At 63.4% G+C, this 18,526-nt stretch carries 19 protein-coding genes; 12 read left to right on the top strand and 7 right to left on the bottom strand.

Annotation, left to right across the window (positions count from 1 at the left end):
• Positions 1–119 precede the first annotated feature (119 nt).
• The 5 genes from J2X56_RS26385 to J2X56_RS26365 form a co-directional block, all read right to left on the bottom strand.
• A complete protein-coding gene (locus J2X56_RS26385) occupies positions 120–1,124 on the bottom strand; it encodes an NAD(P)H-dependent glycerol-3-phosphate dehydrogenase (protein WP_310164092.1) in 1,005 nt (334 codons plus the stop codon).
• A gap of 17 nt (positions 1,125–1,141) precedes the next feature.
• Entirely contained in the window at positions 1,142–1,591 is a 450-nt protein-coding gene (locus J2X56_RS26380; protein WP_039789605.1) for an SH3 domain-containing protein, read from the bottom strand.
• Between the two features lie 118 nt (positions 1,592–1,709).
• Positions 1,710–2,204: a protein-export chaperone SecB gene (gene secB, locus J2X56_RS26375; protein ID WP_013232209.1), complete on the bottom strand. Its 495-nt coding sequence runs from the start codon at positions 2,202–2,204 to the stop codon at positions 1,710–1,712.
• Between the two features lie 51 nt (positions 2,205–2,255).
• Positions 2,256–2,516: a glutaredoxin 3 gene (grxC, locus tag J2X56_RS26370; RefSeq protein ID WP_034340510.1), complete on the bottom strand. Its 261-nt coding sequence runs from the start codon at positions 2,514–2,516 to the stop codon at positions 2,256–2,258.
• Positions 2,513–2,926, bottom strand: coding sequence for a rhodanese-like domain-containing protein (locus J2X56_RS26365; RefSeq protein ID WP_145607766.1), 414 nt, complete (start codon positions 2,924–2,926; stop codon positions 2,513–2,515). The genes grxC and J2X56_RS26365 overlap by 4 nt, the downstream gene beginning before the upstream one ends.
• Positions 2,927–3,086: 160 nt before the next feature.
• Here J2X56_RS26365 and gpmA point away from each other — a divergent pair, with 160 nt between their 5' ends.
• The 7 genes from gpmA (at position 3,087) to J2X56_RS26330 (ending at position 11,300) form a co-directional block, all read left to right on the top strand.
• Entirely contained in the window at positions 3,087–3,833 is a 747-nt protein-coding gene (gpmA, locus tag J2X56_RS26360; protein ID WP_006464885.1) for a 2,3-diphosphoglycerate-dependent phosphoglycerate mutase, read from the top strand.
• A gap of 125 nt (positions 3,834–3,958) precedes the next feature.
• Positions 3,959–5,338, top strand: coding sequence for a peptidoglycan DD-metalloendopeptidase family protein (locus tag J2X56_RS26355; protein WP_199724995.1), 1,380 nt, complete (start codon positions 3,959–3,961; stop codon positions 5,336–5,338).
• A 3-nt stretch (positions 5,339–5,341) separates the two neighbouring features.
• On the top strand, positions 5,342–6,838 hold the full coding sequence (locus tag J2X56_RS26350) for a S41 family peptidase (protein WP_039789587.1): 1,497 nt from the start codon (positions 5,342–5,344) through the stop codon (positions 6,836–6,838).
• An 83-nt stretch (positions 6,839–6,921) separates the two neighbouring features.
• A complete protein-coding gene (locus tag J2X56_RS26345; protein ID WP_204726237.1) occupies positions 6,922–7,677 on the top strand; it encodes a HesA/MoeB/ThiF family protein in 756 nt (251 codons plus the stop codon).
• A 430-nt stretch (positions 7,678–8,107) separates the two neighbouring features.
• A complete protein-coding gene (gene dksA, locus J2X56_RS26340) occupies positions 8,108–8,593 on the top strand; it encodes an RNA polymerase-binding protein DksA (RefSeq protein ID WP_182993485.1) in 486 nt (161 codons plus the stop codon).
• An 80-nt stretch (positions 8,594–8,673) separates the two neighbouring features.
• Entirely contained in the window at positions 8,674–9,075 is a 402-nt protein-coding gene (locus J2X56_RS26335; RefSeq protein WP_121037766.1) for a hypothetical protein, read from the top strand.
• A 185-nt stretch (positions 9,076–9,260) separates the two neighbouring features.
• Entirely contained in the window at positions 9,261–11,300 is a 2,040-nt protein-coding gene (locus tag J2X56_RS26330; protein ID WP_134134513.1) for a TonB-dependent receptor, read from the top strand.
• A gap of 180 nt (positions 11,301–11,480) precedes the next feature.
• Here the strand turns inward: J2X56_RS26330 and J2X56_RS26325 are convergent, their stop codons facing one another.
• Entirely contained in the window at positions 11,481–12,014 is a 534-nt protein-coding gene (locus J2X56_RS26325; protein ID WP_034340480.1) for a carboxymuconolactone decarboxylase family protein, read from the bottom strand.
• 152 nt (positions 12,015–12,166) lie between these two features.
• Between J2X56_RS26325 and J2X56_RS26320 the strand changes: the two genes are divergently transcribed.
• Positions 12,167–13,171, top strand: coding sequence for an AraC family transcriptional regulator (locus J2X56_RS26320; RefSeq protein WP_310164078.1), 1,005 nt, complete (start codon positions 12,167–12,169; stop codon positions 13,169–13,171).
• Here J2X56_RS26320 and J2X56_RS26315 read toward each other — a convergent pair.
• Positions 13,161–13,625: an Lrp/AsnC ligand binding domain-containing protein gene (locus tag J2X56_RS26315; RefSeq protein ID WP_008334229.1), complete on the bottom strand. Its 465-nt coding sequence runs from the start codon at positions 13,623–13,625 to the stop codon at positions 13,161–13,163. The genes J2X56_RS26320 and J2X56_RS26315 overlap by 11 nt on opposite strands.
• 379 nt (positions 13,626–14,004) lie before the next feature.
• Between J2X56_RS26315 and J2X56_RS26310 the strand changes: the two genes are divergently transcribed.
• The 4 genes from J2X56_RS26310 to J2X56_RS26295 all read left to right on the top strand — a co-directional run bounded on the left by J2X56_RS26310 (position 14,005) and on the right by J2X56_RS26295 (position 18,377).
• Entirely contained in the window at positions 14,005–15,141 is a 1,137-nt protein-coding gene (locus J2X56_RS26310) for a branched-chain amino acid ABC transporter substrate-binding protein (RefSeq protein ID WP_121037777.1), read from the top strand.
• A gap of 206 nt (positions 15,142–15,347) precedes the next feature.
• The gene (lhpH, locus tag J2X56_RS26305) at positions 15,348–16,358 is read left to right on the top strand and encodes a trans-3-hydroxy-L-proline dehydratase (RefSeq protein WP_134134509.1); all 1,011 of its coding nucleotides are present in this window, start codon (positions 15,348–15,350) and stop codon (positions 16,356–16,358) included.
• A gap of 18 nt (positions 16,359–16,376) precedes the next feature.
• Positions 16,377–17,315, top strand: a complete 939-nt coding sequence (locus tag J2X56_RS26300; RefSeq protein WP_121037782.1) for a delta(1)-pyrroline-2-carboxylate reductase family protein — start codon at positions 16,377–16,379, stop codon at positions 17,313–17,315.
• A 132-nt stretch (positions 17,316–17,447) separates the two neighbouring features.
• Entirely contained in the window at positions 17,448–18,377 is a 930-nt protein-coding gene (locus J2X56_RS26295) for a branched-chain amino acid ABC transporter permease (RefSeq protein ID WP_310164073.1), read from the top strand.
• The last annotated feature ends 149 nt before the right edge of the window (positions 18,378–18,526 follow it).

The raw sequence follows: 18,526 nt of genomic DNA, 5'->3' as shown, positions 1-18,526 counted from the left end.
TTCTCGGGCGATAAAAAACAGCCGGAGGCATTTCTGCTCCGGCTGTCATTTTCTCCGCTTCACTTTCAGGTGAGGTTTGGTGAATCTCCCGTCCCAGTGTGCGAGCGGGAGAGGCTGTCTTACAGGCTTTCTTCGCGCGGATCCCGCGCCAGCAGCCGGGCCACCATGTCCTGCACCGACACGCCGTCGAACAAGGCTGCCGCCACCGCATCGGTGATCGGCATCTCGATGCCTTTTTCGCGCGCCAGCGCCCGCACGGCCTGTGCGCAGCGCACGCCTTCGGCCACGTGGCCGAGTTCGGCGACGATATCGTCCAGTTTCTTGTTTTGAGCCAGTCCCAGACCGACGCGCCGGTTGCGCGAGAGGTCGCCGGTGCAGGTCAGGATGAGGTCGCCCACCCCTGAGAGTCCCATGAAGGTTTCTGCACGTCCGCCCAGCGCCACGCCCAAGCGCGTGATTTCAGCCAGGCCGCGGGTGATCAATGCTGCACGGGCGTTCAAGCCCAGTTGCAGGCCATCGGCCACGCCGGTGGCGATGGCCAGGATATTCTTGACCGCGCCGCCGATCTCCACCCCCACCAGATCATCGCTGGAATAGATGCGGATGTTGTTGCCATGCACCGCCGCGACCACACGCTCGCACAGCGCCGCATCGGCACCGGCGATGGTCAGCGCGCAGGGCAGGCCGCGCGCCACTTCCTGGGCAAAGGAGGGGCCGGAGAGCACTCCGGCAGCCACGCCTGAACCCAGCACTTCCTGCACCACCTGGTGCGGCAGCAGGCGCGTGCCTTCTTCCAGGCCCTTGCACAGCCACACCAGGTTGGGAATGGCATAGGCGCGCAAATGCCCCGCCAGCTCACGCAGGCCGGACACCGATGAGGCGGCAATGAGCAGCGAATCGGATGGGTCGTCGCAGACGTGGCGCACGGCGGCATCGAAGTCCGAACTCACCGCCAGTTCGGGCGGCAGCGCGAATCCGGGGAGGTAGAGGCCGTTTTCGCGTTGCTCGCTGGCGGCCTTCATGGCCAGGGCATTGCGCCCCCACAGCACGACCTGATGCTTACGCGCCAGGGGAATGGCCAGCGCGGTACCCCATGCGCCAGCGCCCAGAATGGTGATTTTCATCTCAGGCCGCTCTTCGCTCAATCGCCCCAGACATCGCCGGCCTTCACGAAGCCGCTCTGGCCGTCGCGGTGGCGGACCTTGACCCAGCCGTTGTTGGGGCTTTCCAGCATCTCCAGCAGGACCGACTTGTCGGCCGTGAAGACCACCGGGCTGCCTTCATCGGCAGCATTGAAGATGCGCGCATTGGCCACCGACACCACCAGCATGCGCTTGGGCGTCAAGGCCTTGGAGGAGATCCAGGACAGCGTGCCGGCGGCATCCCTGACCTTGCTCCAGTCGCCATAGGTCAGCACCACCTCGACCGGCATGCCGCGCGGCGCGACATAGACACGGCGGCCCTTTTCGGACGGGGCGTCATACATGATGGCGGGCGAGGCGCCGACCGACTTGAAGTCCAGGGCCAGGGCATCCTTGGCCATGAAGGCGCCGAGCAGGGTTGCGCAAAGAATCAGGGGCAGGCGTTTCATCGTGAAGGTCTCCGCAGAAGGGAAAGCGCCGCAGCACAGGCTGCGGCGGCTCGTTGTCGTGCCGGGCTGCCGCAGAGGATGCGGCCGGCCCGGCAGGCGGACAGGGGGTGAAACCCGATCAGTTGACGGCGGTGGAGCCGTTGTTGACCAGGGTCGCGCCTTGTTGCTCGGCCAGTGCCTGCAGGCGCTGCTGGTAGAACACCTCGAAGTTGATCTCGGCCAGGTGCACCGGCGGGAAACCGGCGCGGGTGATGGCGTCGGCGATGTTGGCGCGCAGGTACGGGTAGATGATGTTGGGGCAGCCGATGCCCAGCAGCGGGTCCAGCTGTTCGGCCGGCACGTTGCGGATCTCGAAGATGCCGGCTTGCTTGCCCTCGACCAGGAAGGCGACTTTGTCCTTGACCTTGGCGGTCACGGTGATGGTCACGGTCGATTCGAACACGCCTTCAGCCAGCGCTTCGGCACCGACGTCCACCGACACTTCGATCGAAGGGGCTTCCTGTTCCAGGAAGATGGCCGGGGAATTCGGCTGTTCCAGCGACAGATCCTTCAGGTAGACGCGCTGGATCTGGAAAACGGGTTGCTGTTGGGCTTCTTGGTTCTGTTCCGACATGGATCTCTTTCAGGTTCGGTGAATCGATAGGGGGAGTGTGCTGCCCTGGCGTCAGGCTTGCAGCAGCGGGTCCAGCTTGCCGGCACGGTCCAGTGCGCTCAGGTCATCGAAGCCACCGACATGGGTGTCGCCGACATAGATCTGGGGCACGGTACGGCGGCCGGTCTTTTGCATCATCAGCTCACGCTGCTGAGGTTCGAGATCCACGCGGATCTTCTCGATCTGCGTGATTCCCTTGCTGGCCAGCAAACGCTCGGCCATCATGCAATACGGGCACACGGCGGTGCAGTACATGGTCACGGGAGCGCTCATTTTGCCTCCTTGGTGGTCAGCGGCAGGCCCTGGCCTTGCCAGGCGGCGATGCCGCCGTTCAAGCCGTAGACTTCGGTGAAGCCGGCCTTCTTCAGCGACGCTTCGGCACGGTTGGCCTGGGTGCCGGTCTGGCACACCACGATGACCGGGCGGCCCTTGAGCTTGTCGAGCTCGCCGATGCGCTGCGGCAACTCTTTCAAGGGGATGTTGCGGGCGTCGCGCAGGTGGCCGGCGGCGAATTGCTCGGGTTCACGCACATCCAGCACCAGCACCTTGCCCTGGTTGAGCATCTGCGTGGCCTGCAAGAGGCTCAGCTTGTTGCCGCGCTGCTGCAGGTAGGGAACCAGCAGCGCACCGCCCGAGACCAAGGCCAGGGCGATCAGGAAAATATTGTCGATGATGAATTTCACGGCAGTCCAATGAGTTTACTGAATCCCGGCATTATAAAATAGAAGCATTCGCGGTTTGCATCCGGACCGAACAGTCTAGTTTAAGGCGTGCACCCGGTCTCGCGTAGTCGATCTTTGGGGCAGCCGCAGCGGTTTATCCATCATCAATACAAGTCCTGCTATGTACAAAATCGTATTCATGCGCCACGGCGAATCGACCTGGAACCTGGCCAACCGCTTCACCGGCTGGGTCGACGTCGACCTGACCGAAAAGGGCGTGGCTGAAGCCCGCCAGGCCGGCAAGCTGCTCAAGGAAGCCGGTTTCTCCTTCGACCTGGCCTACACCTCGGTGTTGAAGCGCGCCATCCGCACCCTCTGGACGACGCTGGACGAAATGGACCAGATGTACATCCCGATCAAGAACGACTGGCGCCTCAACGAACGCCACTACGGCGCCCTGCAAGGTCTGAACAAGGCCGAAACCGCCGCCCAGTACGGCGACGAGCAGGTGCTGGTCTGGCGCCGCAGCTACGATACCCCGCCCAACCCGCTGACCCCGGGCGAAGAGCGCGATGCCTTCGGCGACGCCCGCTACGCCGGCCTCTCGCGCGAGCAGGTGCCGCTGACCGAATGCCTGAAGGACACCGTGGCGCGTGTGCTGCCGGCTTGGAATGACTCCATCGCCCCGGCCATTCGCGCTGGCAAGCAGATCATCATTTCGGCCCACGGCAACAGCCTGCGCGCCCTGATCAAGTACCTGGACGGCATCAGCGACAACGACATCGTCGGCCTGAACATCCCCAACGGCCAGCCGCTGGTCTATGAACTGGACGCCGACCTCAAGCCGATCAAGAGCTACTACCTGGGCGACCAGTCCGCCATCGAAGCAGCGCTCAAGGCCGTGGCCAATCAAGGGAAGTCGAAATAAAACTGCGTTGCTCCAGCAAGACGCCCGCCGCACAGGCGGCGTCCCTTTCCGGAAAGTGCATTCCACCGGCGCGCTCCGCCCTCCTGTCGGGCGCGCCGCGGGGAGCCTTTCGCTTGCTGGCGACGATGGCTTGCGGTCTGCTGCTGTGTGCCGCGGTGCAGGCCCAGCCGATCACCGAGCGGACCCGGCAGAAGCAGGCCGCCGAGAAGGAACAGGCCGACCTGCAACAGCGCCTGACTACGCTCAAGCGCGATATCGACCAGACCGAGACTGCCAAGGACAATGCCGCCGACGCCCTGGCCGCTTCCGAACAGGCGATCTCCAAAGCCAATCGTTCGCTGCGCGATCTGGCGCAGGAGCAGCAGGCCACCGAAGCGCGCCTGGCGCAGCTGGTCAAGCAGTTGAACGAACTGACCGCGCTGGTCAACGCCCAGCAGGCGCAGCTGTCCAAGCTGCTGCGCGAGCAATACGTGGCCGGCAACGAGGACCGCATCAAGCTGCTGCTCTCCGGCGACAATCCCAATCGCATCAATCGCGAGCTGCAGTACATGGGCTATGTCTCGCAAGCCCAGGCCAAACTGATTGAAACCCTGCGTGCCAACCAGCAGGCGATCCGCGCCAACAAGGCCGACACCCAGAATGCCAAGTTCGAACTGGATGAAATCGCCCAGGAAGAACAGGAACAGAAGAAGGTACTGGAACGCGAGAAGGGCCGCCGCCAGACCTTGCTTTCGCAGCTTTCCACCAAACTCAATGCCCAGCGCCAGGAAGCCGGCCGCATCGAGCAGGATCAGCAGCGCCTCTCCAGTCTGGTGGACAAGCTGGCGCAGATTATCGAGCAGCAGAAAAAGGCCGAAGCCGAAGCTCGCGAGAAACGTCGCCAGGAACAATTGGCCAAAGCCAAGGCCGAACGCGAGAAGCGTCTGGCTGAACAGCGTGCCCGCGCCGAGAAGCGCGCCGCCGAAGCGGCCAAGGCCGCCAAGGAAGGCAAGCCGGCGCCGAAGATGCCCGATCCGGCCGACGCCATCGATGATGACGAACCGCCGCAACAGGCTTCCTTGGGACGCAACGACACGCTGCCCGAGCCGCAGGCGGACAATTTCGGCAAGCCCTTTGCCAGCCTGCGCGGACAATTGCATCTGCCGGTCAGGGGCGAGCTGGTATCGAAATTCGGTAGCCGCCGCGGCGACGGACCGACCAGCCGGGGCCTGTTCCTGCGCGCCCAGGAAGGCGCGGAAGTGCGGGCAGTGGCAGCAGGACGCGTGGTCTTCGCGGACTGGTTGCGCGGTTTCGGCAACCTGATCATCGTCGATCACGGCAACCAGTACATGACGATTTACGGCAACAACCAGTCGGTATTGAAACGCGCCGGTGACCTGGTCAAGACCGGGGAAACCATTGCCACTGCAGGCAACAGCGGCGGCAATGAGCAATCGGGTTTATACTTTGAAATGCGGTATCAAGGCCGCGCATTCGACCCACAGGGGTGGGTAACTTCTAGGTGACACATGGGCAGCAAACTCAAGAATATCGGTTTGATCGGGTTGGGCATGGTGGCAGGTGCCACTGCGATGATTCAGTTCGACGCCATCGCGCAAAAGAATGCAACGGCGTCGCTGCCCCTGGAGGAGCTGCGCCAGATGGCCGACGTGTTCGGTCTCATCAAGTCAGATTATGTCGAGCAGGTCGATGACAAGAAGCTGCTGACCGAAGCCATTTCCGGCATGGTCGCTTCGCTCGACCCGCACTCCGCCTATCTGGACAAGAAGGCCTACAAGGAGCTGCGCGAAGGGACCATGGGCAAGTTCGTGGGCCTGGGCATCGAGGTCGGCATGGAAGATGGCTACGTCAAGGTCATCTCCCCCATCGAGGATTCACCGGCCTTCCGCGCCGGGATCAAGGCCGGTGACCTGATCACCCGCCTGGACAGCACCCCGGTCAAGGGCCTGACCCTGGATGAAGCCGTCAAGAAGATGCGCGGCGAACCCAACACCAAGATCACCCTGACCATCGCCCGCAAGGAAGAAGACAAGCCCATCATCCTGACCATCACTCGTCAGGAGATCCGCGTGCAGAGCGTCAAGTCCAAGGTGGTCGAACCCGGCTACGCCTGGCTGCGCGTGACCCAGTTCCAGGAGCCGACGGTGGACGACATGTCCAAGAAGCTGGCCGCCATCTACGCCCAGGAACCCAACCTGAAGGGCATCGTGCTGGACCTGCGCAATGACCCGGGCGGCGTGCTGCCGGGCGCCATCGGCGTGGCGGCGGCTTTCCTGCCCAAGGATTCGGTGGTGGTCTCCACCAATGGCCAGCTGCCGAGCTCCAAGCAGACCTTTTACGCCAAGCGCGAGTATTACGCCGCCAATCCCCTGTCGGATCCGCTGTCGCGCCTGCCGGATGCCATCAAGAAGGTGCCGATGGTGGTCCTGATCAACAGCGGCTCGGCCTCGGCTTCCGAAATCGTGGCCGGTGCCCTGCAGGATTACAAGCGCGCCACCATCATGGGTACGCAGTCCTTCGGCAAGGGCTCGGTGCAATCGGTGATCGCGCTGCCGCCGGAGAAGAACACCGCCGTCAAGCTGACCACCGCCCGTTACTACACGCCCAAGGGCCGTTCCATCCAGGCGCGCGGCATCGTGCCGGACATCATGGTGGACGAGTACCCCGATGGCGACGGCCTGAACGGCCTGCGCCTGCGTGAAGCCGATCTCTCCAAGCACCTGACCAACGACACCGACAAGTCCGCCGAGGTCAAGGCCAAGGCCATGGATGAGCAGTCCGAAGAGCGCCTGATTGCCGCCGAGAAGAAGCGCAAGCCGCTCGACTTCGGCAGCAAGGACGACTTCCAGCTGACCCAGGCCCTGAACCAGTTGAAGGGCCTGCCGGTGAAGGTTTCCAACGCCAAGCCGGAAGTGCGCAATGAAGAAGGCAAGAACGACACCCCGGTGAAGGACGAGCGCAAGGACAACAAGGCGCCCGCCGAGAAGATCGACACCACCAAGTAATACGCCGCCTGCGGGCAGGCACATCGGGCCGCTAGCACTTGCCAGCGGCCCTTTTTTTCATCTCAACCGTGTCGGATATGACGATGGATGACCAACAGCTGCTGCGCTACTCGCGCCACATCCTGCTCGACGAGATCGACATCGAAGGCCAGACCCGCCTGCTGCAAGGCCATGCGCTGGTCATCGGTGCCGGCGGCCTGGGCTCGCCGGCGGCCATGTACCTGGCGTCGGCCGGGGTGGGCCACATCACCCTGGTGGATCACGACACCGTCGATCTGACCAACCTGCAGCGCCAGATCATGCATACCACCGCGCGCGTGGGCCAGCCCAAGGTGGCGTCCGGGCGCGAAGCCTTGCAGCAGATCAACCCCGGCGTGCAGGTCACGGCGCTGGCCGAGCGGGTGGAAGGCGAGCGCCTGCAGGCGCTGGTAGCGGCGGCCGATGTGGTGCTGGACTGCAGCGACAACTTCGCCACCCGCCATGCGGTCAACCGCGCCTGCGTGGCAGCCGGGGTGCCGCTGGTGTCGGGGGCAGCGATCCGCTTTGATGGCCAGATCAGCGTTTTCGACCCGCGCCAGGAGGCCAGCCCCTGCTATGCCTGCCTGTTCCCGCCCGAGCGCGAGTTCGAGGAGGTGCAATGTTCCACCATGGGCGTGTTTTCGCCTCTGGTCGGCATCATCGGCACCATGCAGGCGGCCGAGGCCATCAAGCTGGTGGCCGGTATCGGCCGCTCGCTGGCGGGACGCCTCCTGATCCTGGATGCGCGCGAGATGGAATGGACCCGCATCGGCATCGGCCGCGACCGCCAGTGCCCGGTGTGTGCCCGGCGGCACGGATAGACGCGGGCGCTGTGGATGGCACGCATCGTCGCTTCCATCGGCCCCCGTTCTTCTGGTATAAACACGGATGGATGTTGCAATGCAAATAGCATGCAGCATGCGCCAGGCTGATGTTCCGAACGACGACAATTCACAAGCGCGATCAGCCCGCCCCGCCTAGCCCGTCACAGGGGAAGTCATGAACCGCTCCATGAACCGGAACGCCGCCCGAGGAGATGGCCAGCGGGCCGCCGCGCCAAAGGCTTGGCATACGGAATCGTTGGTGTACAATCCTTGACCGCGAAAAAGCGTACGCCATCGGCAGCGCGCCCCGGTCCTGACGGCCCGGACCTGCGCACTGATCGCGTCAACGTCAATCGAAGAGGTGCCAACGCGGCAAGGGAAGTGGATTCACAAGCGACCTGTTCCGGCAGCCGTGCATCAGCCGGGAATGGATATAGTTGAAAAACCCGTAGTATTGAAAGTAAGCGAAGTGGCAACCAAGACTCCCAAAACTACCCCTGCAGCGCAGTTGCTGACCGAGGAACAAATCCTCAAGATGGACGAGAAGGACTACATGAACGAAGCGCAGCTTGCTTTCTTCAAGGCCCGTCTCCAGCAGCTGGAAAAGGATCTGCTCAAGAACGCGGATGAAACCACCGAACACCTGCGCGAAACCGTGCTGGTGCCGGACCCGGCTGACCGCGCCACCATCGAGGAAGAACACGCGCTGGAACTGCGCACCCGCGACCGCGAGCGCAAGCTGCTCAAGAAGGTGCAGCAATCCATCGTCTCCATCGACAACGGCGAGTACGGCTGGTGTGAAGAAACGGGCGAACCGATCGGTATCCCGCGCCTGCTGGCGCGTCCGACCGCGACCCTGTCGCTGGAAGCCCAGCAACGCCGCGAACTGAAGCAGAAACTCTACGGCGACTGATACTCGCCTCGCACGATGACGCCTGCGCCATGCGGTGCGCAGGCGCAGTGCCGCTGTCGTTTCCAACCTGGTCCCGCCTCATGCACCGTCTGCGCGCCCTGCGAAGCTCCACCGTCATCGCCCTGCTGGCGATGTCGCTGCTGTTCGCGCAGATGCTGGGTTTCGTGCACGGTATTGCGCACGCCGGCTGGGCACCGGGGACGGTCCATTCGCTGATCAGCGAAGCCCTGTTCGACGAGGGCGAGGAGGCGCACGCCGAACTCGCTGCCGCCGACGGGCATGATGCCCATCACCACCACGCCCATGGCCTGCACCACTCCTGCGTGGCCTATGACGCCGCCGCCTTGTCGGCGGGTGTGCATGTCGATTTTCCTCCCCTTCCGTTGCTGCCGCCGGTGCGCGTGCTGGCCTTGTGGCTGGCCTTCGCATCCTGGGACGCGCCGCTGAACTGCCATTTCTCCTCGCGCGCCCCGCCGCGCTGAATTCCTTCTCCCTGCAAGACCCGCATTACTGGTTACCGGTTGTCGCTCGCGCATCCGTGCGTGGCGCGGCGTCGTCCTGACGCCGCCGCTGCGTGCGATCGCGTGCCGACGGCCGGTGTATCCGCGCCGCCCCATCCACCCTCACGACAAGGCGGGCGGCGCTTCGCGCATAACAAGGAATTCACATGGCTCTTCAACGCCAACGCATCGCCTCGGCCGTCTTCTCGGCTCTGGCGGCCTGGTCCGCTTCGGCTTCGGCCCAGACGGCTGACACCACCGCGACCCCTGCAACCGCTGCCCAACCGGCGCTGCAACCCATCGTCGTCACTGCCACCCCCTTCGCCTCTCAGGAGGATGTACAAGTCCTCACGCCCGCCAAGGTCATCGCCGGGGACGAACTGCGCAACAAGCTCGGCAACTCGCTGGGCGACACCCTTTCGGGTGAACTGGGCGTGTCCGCCAGCGCCTTCGGTGCCGGCGCTTCGCGTCCCATCATCCGCGGTATGGAAGGTCCGCGCGTGATGATCCTGCAGAACGGCATGGGCGTCTCCGACGTCTCCACCGTCTCCAACGACCATGCGGTCGCCACCGAAGCCGCTACCGCCCGCCAGATCGAAATCCTGCGCGGTCCGGCCGCGCTGCTGTATGGCTCGGGTGCCATCGGCGGCCTGGTCAACGTGGTCAATGACCGTATCCCCACCGAGCTGGTCGGCAAGCCCACCGGCACCGTCGAAGGCCGCTATGGTACCGTCGATGGCGAAAAGAACACGTCCTTCTCGCTGGATACCTCGGCCGGCCAGATCGGCCTGCACCTGGACGGCAACTACCGCGATACCGACAATTACAAGATCCCCGGTAACGCCCGTCAGGGCGACAGCAGCAGCGCATCGGGCCGCCTGCCCAATTCCTTCACCCACGAGACCAGCCTGGGTGGCGGCATTTCCTATGTGACCAACTGGGGTTACGTCGGCCTGTCGGTGGCGACCCTGGACGATCACTACGGGATTCCGACCGATGAAAAATCCTTCATCGACCTGCACCAGAACCGCTACGACCTCGATACCGTCGTCAATCATCCCTTCGCCGGCATCGAGAAATTCCGCTTCCGCATGGGATACACCGATTACACCCACATCGAGAAGGCGGAGGATGGCACGCCCAACACGGTCTTCTCCAACCGCGCCCTGCAGACCCGCTGGGAACTGACGCACGCACCGCTGGCCGGCTGGCACGGCACTTTCGGCGTGCAGACCGAGCAAAGCAACTACTCGGCCCTCACGCCCGATACCGGGGTCTCCGAGCTGACTCCGCCCACGCGTTCGACCTCGTTTGCCGGCTTCCTGGTGGAAGAGCGGCAGTTCGGCCAGGTACTGGCCAGTGCCGGCCTGCGCGCCGAGAGCGTGAGCCGCCGACCGGACAGCGGCAGCGGCCTGCCGGGACGCGATTTCAGCCTGATCTCCTGGTCTACCGGCGGTCTGTGGACCTTCCAGCCCGGTTATGGCCTGGGCCTGACCTATTCCTTCGCTCAGCGCGCACCGACGGTGGAAGAGCTGTACTCCAACGGCCCGCATGAATCGACCTCCACCTACGACATCGGCGACAACCAGCTGAAGAAGGAAACTTCACACAACATCGAGTTGAGCCTGCAGAAGACCGAAGGACTGGTGCGCTGGAAGGGCAATGTGTTCCGCAACAAGGTCAACAACTACATCTACGGCCGTACCAACGGCCAGGTGGACGATACTGGCGCGGCCGATCCCAATGGCGAATTCACCCAGCGCTTCTGGTCGCAGGGAGATGCCACCATCCGCGGCGTGGAAGCCGAGGTCACGTACAACTGGAACGGCGAAGGCGTTTCCGGCCGGGTCTTTGCCGATACCTCGCGCGGCACGCTCGACAATCTCGGCAACCTGCCCCTGCAGCCGTCCACCCGCTACGGCATCGAGCTGGGCTACAAGACCGGTCCCTGGGCCAGCGGCGTGAAGGTCTTGCGCGCGCAGAAGCAGGATCGCCTGGCGTCCTTCGAAACCTACGAAACCCCGTCCTACACCCAGCTGGACGCCAACCTGTCCTATACCCAGCGTCTCAACGGCGTGAAGCTGACCTGGTTCGCACTGGCCCGCAACCTGCTGAACCAGGACATCCGTTTGTCCACGTCGGTGTTACGCGAAACGGTACCGCTGGGTGGCCGCAACTTCATCGTGGGGGTACGCACCGCCTTTTGACCGATATGAATGAAACGCCAGCTGCCCCGGGCAGCGGCGTCACCGGGTGCCGGCGGGAGACTGCGCCTCCCGCCAGCGCAGCTTGCCCGGCCGTCTCCGCAAGGAGGCTGCCGGGCTTTTTTTCGCCTGTATGGCGCGTATGAAGCAATGAGTCAATTTTCCGGATTTTTTACTGGCCGATTACGGTGCCGGCGGGAAATCCAGAACAGTATCGTTCACACGATTGAACAGATTGGTGAAGGTAATTGCAGTGACGGCCAGCAGCGTATCGACGATCTGGGCATCGCTGTAGACGGCCCGCACGCGTTCGACCACATCGGCGGGAACGGTGCCACGGGTAGCGACCAGGCGGCGCGCGAAGTCGGCCAGCACATCCAGGCGGTCATCGCCCGAGGGGCGGTCATGGCGCACACCGTCGATGGCCTGGGCGGAGAGGCCGGCCTTCTTGCCCATGAGCGCGTGGGCGGCCAGGCAGTAATCGCAACCGGACTGTTCGCTCACGGCCAGCTTGATGGCTTCGATTTCCTTGGCCGACAGGCTGCTCTTGCGCAGGGCGCCATCCAGGTGCAGGGCCGACTCCAGCGCTACCGGGCTCAGGCTGCCGATGCCGGCGTAGGCATTGGGCACCATGCCGACTGCAGACTTGATGGCGGCAAACAGTTGGGCGGCCTGGCCGCTGGCTTCGCTGATGGGGGCAGTGTTCAAACGGGGCATGATATTTCTCCTTGGTGAAGGTCAGCGCCTTGGCCGGGGCAGGATTGCCGCTGGTCCGTGTTGCGCATGGACGTACTGTAGGCTTACAGATTGGAATTATGAATGCCTGAAAATGACATAAAATTGCTCAAAAAGCTCAATCAAGGAAAATGATGGATGCCCTCAGCCGCCTCCTTTCCCTGCATCCGGTGCGTGCCGCGCTGGATATCCGCTGCCGTTTCGGCCAGCCTTGGAACCTGCCGCATGCGGCCTTGCCAGCGGGCGTGGCGCCGTATCACTTCATCCTGGAGGGCCGGGCGCAGCTGCGCCTGGCGGCGGGCGAGCCTGTGCTGCTGGAGGCTGGCGACCTGGTGGTGCTCACCCGTGGCGCAGCGCATGATCTCTTCATCGCGCCTGTCGGCGAAGCCATTGCGGCGCGCCCGGGCGTGACTGCAGCGCCGGTGCAACTGAATGTGAATGATGAGGATGGCGGCGGCGCGCAGCCCCTGTCGGATTTCCTCTGCGGGCAGTTCCATTTCGATGCCCCGCACTCCAACGCCTTGATGCAGGCGCTGCCGGAAGTCTTGCTGGTACGGGGCCAGCAGCTGCCGCAAGGGGATGGTCTGCACACCTTGGCCACCCTGCTGCGCAACGAGTGCGGGGGCGCCGATGGCCGCGGAGAATTGCGCGCCGGCGCGCAGGCGGTGGTGGCCGGGCTGGCGGCGGCGCTGTTCGGACTGGCCCTGCGTGCCTGGCTGGCCCAGGGCGGACCGCAGCCGGGTTTGCTGGCGCTGCTGGCCCATCCCGGCCTGCAACATGCGATGCAGGCCATGCTGGAGGCCCCGCAGCAGGACTGGACGCTGCCTCGGCTGGCAGCGTTGTGCCACATGTCGCGCGCGACCTTCGTGCGGCGCTTCCAGGAGGTCGGCGCCACTACGCCAAGCGAACTCCTGCAGCAATTGCGCATGGCGCGTGCCGCGCAGCTATTGAGCTACAGCAAAATGGGCACGGCACAGATCGGCGAAACTGTGGGCTATCAGTCCGAAGCAGCGTTCAACCGGGTATTCAAGAAGTTCAGCGGAATGGGGCCGGGGGCGTACCGGCGCAGGGGCAGGCTGGAGCAGGGACAGGCTGTGGCGGGGAACGATTCCGTGGATGCCGTGGGGATCAGCGGATAGGCAGGCGGATGGTGTTCTTCACTTCTTCCATCACCGCATAGGTATGCGTCTCGCGCACACCCTTCAATTGCAGCAGCGACTTGCCCAGGAATTCACGATAGGCGTTCATGTCCTTGACCCGCGACTTGACCAGGTAATCGAAGCCACCGGCCACCATGTGGCATTCCATGATCTCGGGGATGCTCTGCACGCTCTTCTTGAATTCGGCAAAAACATCCGGCGTGGTGCGGTCCAGCACCACCTCGATGAAGACCAGCAGGGAGACATCCAGCAATTCCGGATTCAACTGCGCCGCATAACCCAGGATATAGCCGGCTTCCTGCAGTTTGCGAACCCGCTCCAGGCAAGCGGCCGGCGACAGGTTCACGCGAGCGGCGAGGTCGACGTTGCTGATGCGGCCGTCGTTTTGCAGCTCCGCCAGAATTTTCTTGCTGATCTTGTCGAGTCCGGCCATGGTTTCTGAACTTTATTCAGTTAAAAATATATAGAGAAAATTTTATTCCGATTATAAGGGGAATAAGCGCGCCTAATATCAAGGAAGAGTCAATAGAATCCTCCCTCATAAAAAACATAACGTAATGCGGGCATGAAGCGAAGTTCACCTCGTTTCTGCGCGGATCACAGCAGTATCTCGACAACAGATTTGACGAGTTTTGTTTGCCAGGTCCAGCCTGCGCGCGGCGGTGAAAACCGGCCTGACGCGGTCGGCCCGGCATCAACGGAATGCACCGCTCCTGCCCACGAGGCGGGGGATGGCGCAAATCCTGCTTTTCCGGCGTTTTCAATGCAATCACCCACCGCAGTCTGACTTTCTAGAAGAGAGGAAACACCCCATGTTCAAGCGCGTCTCCGGACTCAACATCATCGCCGCCTCGCTGGCGCTGATCCCTGCTTTCGCCATGGCGCAGGAAACCCAGGTCGTCAAGATCGGTTTCTCCAGCCCGTTGACCGGTCCCCAGGCATCGGCCGGCAAGGACAACCAGGGCGGCCTGATGATGGCCGTCGAGCGTCTGAATGCGCAACCCATCACCGTGGGTGGCAAGAAGATCAAGTTCGAAGTCCTGGCCGAAGATGACCAGGCCGACCCCAAGCAAGGCGTGGCGGTGGCACAGAAGCTGGCTGACCAGGGCGTCAAGGCCATCGTCGGTCCCTACAACTCGGGCGTGACCATTCCTGCTTCGCGCGTCTACAACGATGCCGGCATCGTGGTGGCCACCGTGGCCTCCAACCCCAAGATCACCCAGCAAGGTTTTGCCACCCTGTTCCGCGTGGCTGCCAGCGACAGCCAGCTGGGCGGCAAGATGGCCCTGTACGCAGCCAAGGAACTGAAACTCAAGCGCGTGGCCGTCATCGATGACCGCACCGCCTACGGCCAGGGCCTGGCCGAGGAATTCGCCAAGGTCGCCAAGGCCAACGGCATCGAAGTCATCAGCAAGGACTTCACCAACGACAAGGCTACCGACTTCACCGCCATCCTGACCTCCATCAAGGGCAAGAAGCCCGACGCCGTGTTCCTGGGCGGCTACGCTCCCCAAGGCGGCCCGATCAAGCGCCAGATGAAGCAGCTGGGCATTGACGTACCCCTGATGGGCGGCGACGGCATCTGTTCGCCGGAAATGGGTCGCCTGGGTGGCGATGCCATCGGTGAAACCGTCTACTGCACCCAGGGCGGCACCATGCTGGACAAGGCCAAGGATGGCAAGGTCTTCGCTGACGACTACCAGAAGAAGTACAGCCGTCCTGCTGAAACCTATGCAGTTTCCTTCTACGATGGCATGATGCTGATCGCGCAAGCCATGAAGCAGGCCAACTCGGTCGATCCGAAAGCCTTCGGTCCGGCCATGGCCAAGATCAGCTACAAGGGCGTGGCCGGCCAGTACGACTTCGACGCCAACCACGACCTGAAGCAATCGCCCGTGACGGTCTATCGCTTCAAGGATGGTCTGCCGGTTCCCCTGACCAGCTACTGATCGGTCCTTCCCCGGGCTTGATCCCGCCGCCCGCAGTCGCGGGTGGCGCGCCAGGCCCAGATCCCAGCTCCACATTGCAGTGTCCCGCTTCCCGCCGGCTCCGACCGGCCGGGAGCGGCTTGCCGTACCCGCTTGCAGGGCCCATGTCCGGTCCGCAGTGTTACCCTCTGCCCAGGCGGACCCGCAGCATACCCGGAAGGAAGACCATGCTCAGCTATACCCGTACCGTCCAGACCATCGATGCCCACACCGGCGGTGAGCCGCTGCGCATCGTTGTCTCGGGCCTGCCCAAGATCCCGGCCGGCACCATCCTGGAACAGCGCGCCTGGCTGCGCGAACATCGCGACGACCTGCGCCGCTTCCTGATGAACGAGCCGCGCGGCCATGCCGACATGTATGGTGCCTACCTGCTGCCCCCGGTCACGGCCGGCGCCGACTTCGGCGTCATCTTCATCCACAACGAAGGCTACAGCGACATGTGCGGCCACGGCATCATCGCCCTCGGCAAGGTGTTGGTCGAGATGGGCTACGTTGAACGTACCCAGCCGCGGACGCGCATCTGCTTTGATGCCCCGGCCGGCTTCATCGAAGCCTTCGTCGAGTGGGATGGCGTGCGCGCCGGCAAGGTCAGCTTCAACAACGTGCCCGCCTTCATCTATCGCCGCGACGTCGAAGTCGAGACGTCCGGGTTTGGCAAGATCACCGGTGACATCGTCTTCGGTGGTGCCTTCTACTACTACATCAACGCGGCGCAGGCCGGCCTCACCGTCAAGCCTGAACTGGTGCGCCAGCTGATCCAGCTGGGTGCCGAGACCAAGGCCGCCGTCATGGCCAAGGTCGCCATCGCGCATCCGCTGGAGCCGGGCCTCAATACGCTGTATGGCACCATCATCGACAGCGAACCCAATTTCCCCGGCGCGGACCAGTCCAACGTCTGCATCTTCGCCGACCGCGAAGTGGACCGCTCGCCCACCGGCACCGGTACCTCGGGCCGCGCGGCCCAGCTGTTCCTGCGCGGACAATTGGCGCTGAACCAGCACTACGTCAACGGCAGCATCGTCGGCAGCAACTTCGGCGTGCGCGTGACTGCTGCCACCAAGGTGGGTGACTTCGATGGCGCGCTCACCGAGGTGAGCGGCCATGCCCACATCATGAGTACCAACCAGTGGGTGCTGGAAGACTCCGATCCCTTCCCGACCGGTTTCTTCCTGCGCTGACTTCCCCACAGGATTCCCATGCACATCCTCGATTCCCTCCAGACCGCGCAGGCACTGCCTTATTCCGCGCTGGTCGATGCCCTCGCACGCGCCGCGCAGGAACTGGCCAGCGGTGCGATTCGCGCCCCGGAACGCCAGGTCGTTCCCATTGATGCCAACAGCGTCTTGCTGGGCATGCCGGCCATTGCCGAGGATCTCTCGGTGACCAAGCTCATCACCGTGCATGGCGACAATGCCCGCCATCAGCTGCCGGCGATCCAGGGTGAGGTGATTGCCTTCGAAACCGATACCGGCCGCCGCCTGGCCTTGATGGATGGCCCGACCGTCACGGCGCGCCGCACCGCAGCCATGAGTCTGCTGGGCATTCGCACGCTGTTGCCGCGCACGCCGCAATCGGCGCTGTTGATCGGTACCGGCGCGCAGGCGGCGGCGCATGCCGATGCGCTGGCGGAAGTGTTTGGTGTCCGTCAGTTCTGGGTGGCCGCGCGTGACCTCGCGCGTACCCAGGCTTTCTGCCAGGCCATCAGCGAACGCCATCCGCAAGTCGTGGCCAGTCCGCTCCCGGCACAGATGTTGCAACAGGATTTGCCGCGCACCGATGTGGTGATTGCCTTGACTACGTCGCGCGTGGCCGTGATTCCCGAACAGATCGCGGCCGATACGCTGGCCATCGGCGTCGGTGCCTTCAAGCCGGACATGGTGGAGTTCCCGGCCAGCCTGCTGCATGCACGCCGTATCGTGGTCGATGACCTCGCCGGCGCGCATCACGAAGCAGGCGACCTGATCCAGGCCAAGGTGGACTGGGCGGGGGTGGTCGGCATCGGCGATGTGCTGGCCGGCAAGACGGCGGTGAACACGCTCGACAGCGCGGGGGCGCTGCCGGTGTTCAAGACCGTGGGCCAGGCCGCGTGGGACCTGGCGGCAGCGCGCGTGATGCGCACCACACTGGGGATATGAAAATTGCGCGTGCATGCGCGCTTAATTTGATAAATAATTTACGCTTTTTTCGCGAACGCCCGTGCGTTTGCGGTTTCCTTGCAGTTTCCTGACGTTTCACAACAATCATCCTCCTGAAGGAGACACCGTTTCATGGACATTTTCATCCAGCAGATCATCAACGGATTGGTGCTAGGCAGCATGTACGCACTGATCGCCCTGGGCTACACCATGGTGTACGGGGTGCTGAACCTGATCAACTTTGCCCACGGCGACATCCTGATGGTGGGCGCCATGGTCGGCCTGTCGATCCTCAAATTGGTGCAGCAGGTCGCGCCTGACCTGCCGGGCATCGTCAAGCTGATCATCGCCATCGTCGGAGCCATTCCGGTGTGCGTGATCGTGAGCTTGCTGATCGAACGCATCGCTTACCGTCCGCTGCGCAATGCGCCGCGCCTGGCGCCGCTGATCACCGCCATCGGCGTATCGATCCTGCTGCAGACCTTCGCCATGATGATCTGGGGCCGCAGGCCGCTGCCGTTCCCGCAGATCATGCCCTCGACCCCGGTCAACATCGCCGGTGCCCTGATCTCGCCGACCCAGATCATGCTGCTGATCCTGGCCCTGGCCGCGATGATCGGCCTGGTGCTGATCGTGGAGAAGACCAAGATGGGCCGCGCCATGCGCGCCACCGCCGAGAACCCGCGCATCGCCGGTTTGATGGGCGTGGACGCCAATCGCGTCATCATCGTCACCTTCGCCATCGGTGCCGCACTGGCCGCGATTGCCGGCGTGATGTGGGCTGCCAATTACTCCACTGCGCAATTCGCCATGGGCTTCGTGCCGGGCCTGAAGGCCTTCTCGGCGGCCGTGCTGGGTGGTATCGGCAACATCTACGGCGCCATGCTGGGCGGCATCCTGCTGGGCCTGATCGAGAGTCTGGGTGCCGGTTACATCGGAGACCTGACTGGCAACTTCCTGGGCAGCAATTATCAGGACATCTTCGCCTTCATCGTGCTGATCATCGTGTTGACCTTGCGTCCGTCCGGGATCATGGGTGAGCGTGTGGCGGATCGGGCCTGAGTTTTTAAGATTTAAAACCTTAAAAACTTAAAAACAGAAACTTAGAAACTTAAGAAATCGGAAGAGAACACTATGGCTCTCATGACCTTCGACATGAAGCGCAACCCCCAGCAGGCGCGGTTCAGCCTGCTGGCGCTGTTGGCGCTGAT

Origin of the sequence: Herbaspirillum sp. 1173 (genome assembly GCF_031455335.1) — a bacterium.
GTDB classification, from domain to species: domain Bacteria; phylum Pseudomonadota; class Gammaproteobacteria; order Burkholderiales; family Burkholderiaceae_D; genus Herbaspirillum; species Herbaspirillum huttiense.
This window is presented reverse-complemented; position numbering and strand designations above follow the sequence as displayed.

Excerpts from the sequence above, each read along its gene's own strand:
- J2X56_RS26385 (WP_310164092.1), bottom strand. The coding sequence starts at position 1,124 with ATGAAAATCACCATTCTGGGCGCTGGCGCATGGGGTACCGCGCTGGCC.
- J2X56_RS26380 (WP_039789605.1), bottom strand. The coding sequence starts at position 1,591 with ATGAAACGCCTGCCCCTGATTCTTTGCGCAACCCTGCTCGGCGCCTTC.
- secB (WP_013232209.1), bottom strand. The coding sequence starts at position 2,204 with ATGTCGGAACAGAACCAAGAAGCCCAACAGCAACCCGTTTTCCAGATC.
- grxC (WP_034340510.1), bottom strand. The coding sequence starts at position 2,516 with ATGAGCGCTCCCGTGACCATGTACTGCACCGCCGTGTGCCCGTATTGC.
- gpmA (WP_006464885.1), top strand. The coding sequence starts at position 3,087 with ATGTACAAAATCGTATTCATGCGCCACGGCGAATCGACCTGGAACCTG.
- J2X56_RS26355 (WP_199724995.1), top strand. The coding sequence starts at position 3,959 with ATGGCTTGCGGTCTGCTGCTGTGTGCCGCGGTGCAGGCCCAGCCGATC.
- J2X56_RS26350 (WP_039789587.1), top strand. The coding sequence starts at position 5,342 with ATGGGCAGCAAACTCAAGAATATCGGTTTGATCGGGTTGGGCATGGTG.
- J2X56_RS26345 (WP_204726237.1), top strand. The coding sequence starts at position 6,922 with ATGGATGACCAACAGCTGCTGCGCTACTCGCGCCACATCCTGCTCGAC.
- dksA (WP_182993485.1), top strand. The coding sequence starts at position 8,108 with ATGGATATAGTTGAAAAACCCGTAGTATTGAAAGTAAGCGAAGTGGCA.
- J2X56_RS26335 (WP_121037766.1), top strand. The coding sequence starts at position 8,674 with ATGCACCGTCTGCGCGCCCTGCGAAGCTCCACCGTCATCGCCCTGCTG.
- J2X56_RS26330 (WP_134134513.1), top strand. The coding sequence starts at position 9,261 with ATGGCTCTTCAACGCCAACGCATCGCCTCGGCCGTCTTCTCGGCTCTG.
- J2X56_RS26325 (WP_034340480.1), bottom strand. The coding sequence starts at position 12,014 with ATGCCCCGTTTGAACACTGCCCCCATCAGCGAAGCCAGCGGCCAGGCC.
- J2X56_RS26320 (WP_310164078.1), top strand. The coding sequence starts at position 12,167 with ATGGATGCCCTCAGCCGCCTCCTTTCCCTGCATCCGGTGCGTGCCGCG.
- J2X56_RS26315 (WP_008334229.1), bottom strand. The coding sequence starts at position 13,625 with ATGGCCGGACTCGACAAGATCAGCAAGAAAATTCTGGCGGAGCTGCAA.
- J2X56_RS26310 (WP_121037777.1), top strand. The coding sequence starts at position 14,005 with ATGTTCAAGCGCGTCTCCGGACTCAACATCATCGCCGCCTCGCTGGCG.
- lhpH (WP_134134509.1), top strand. The coding sequence starts at position 15,348 with ATGCTCAGCTATACCCGTACCGTCCAGACCATCGATGCCCACACCGGC.
- J2X56_RS26300 (WP_121037782.1), top strand. The coding sequence starts at position 16,377 with ATGCACATCCTCGATTCCCTCCAGACCGCGCAGGCACTGCCTTATTCC.
- J2X56_RS26295 (WP_310164073.1), top strand. The coding sequence starts at position 17,448 with ATGGACATTTTCATCCAGCAGATCATCAACGGATTGGTGCTAGGCAGC.